This window comes from Oleiphilus sp. HI0043 (assembly GCF_001634935.1).
In genome coordinates this window covers 1-771 of the sequence record NZ_LWEY01001890.1, presented here as the reverse complement: position 1 = coordinate 771, position 771 = coordinate 1, and the positions used below count along the sequence as shown (strand labels likewise).

The window sequence follows — 771 nt, the reverse complement described above, 5'->3', positions numbered from 1 at the left end:
CAGTTCATCAAACCAAATAATGTAGTCCTGCAAGGCTTATTCTCCTGTACATTAGCGAAATACTGATAATTATGCGCTTTACCTAACGCGAGCAGGTGTGAATTGTAACACTTTATGCTAACTTATTTGAATCAATCCTCGGCTTCAAAATAAGGTTTTTTATGGGTAATCAGCGTACTGCTTTTTTCATTTCAGACGGCACAGGTATCACCTCAGAAGCGTTAGGCGTCAGTTTATTAACACGATTTGAAGAGCATGAATTCGAGAAAGTCACGCTTCCTTACGTTGATAGCATTGAAAAAGCCCTCGAAACGGTCGAGAAAATTAATGCTGCGGCGGAGTTAAATGGCGCGAAAGCTATTATTTTCGACACCATCGTTGATGATGGCATCAGAAAGATCATCAAAAAGAGTAATAGCTTGATGATTGATATTTTCGCCGCTTTTCTAGGGCCGCTGGAACAAGAGCTCGGCGTTCGCTCTTCTTATCAGGTAGGTAGAACACGCATTACTAAAAATACCCGCTATGACCAAAGAATAGAGGCTATTAACTACGCACTCGACAATGACGACGGTGCTCGCACCAAACTCTATGACCAAGCGGATGTGATATTGACCGGCGTATCGCGCAGTGGCAAAACCCCTACTTGTCTCTATCTTGCAATGCAGTACGGCATTAAGGCGGCCAACTATCCAATTACCGAAGAAGATATCGAAGACCAAAAGCTGCCCGCCTCTTTACGCCCCCATAGAAACAAGATTTTTGGCCTGA

At 43.5% G+C, this 771-nt stretch carries 1 protein-coding gene; it reads left to right on the top strand.

Features of this window, described 5'->3' with window-relative positions; all coding sequences use genetic code 11:
* Window positions 1-161 precede the first annotated feature (161 nt).
* Window positions 162-771 (top strand): kinase/pyrophosphorylase (locus A3729_RS29215; RefSeq protein WP_068634551.1); only part of this gene is annotated, 610 nt, incomplete at its 3' end.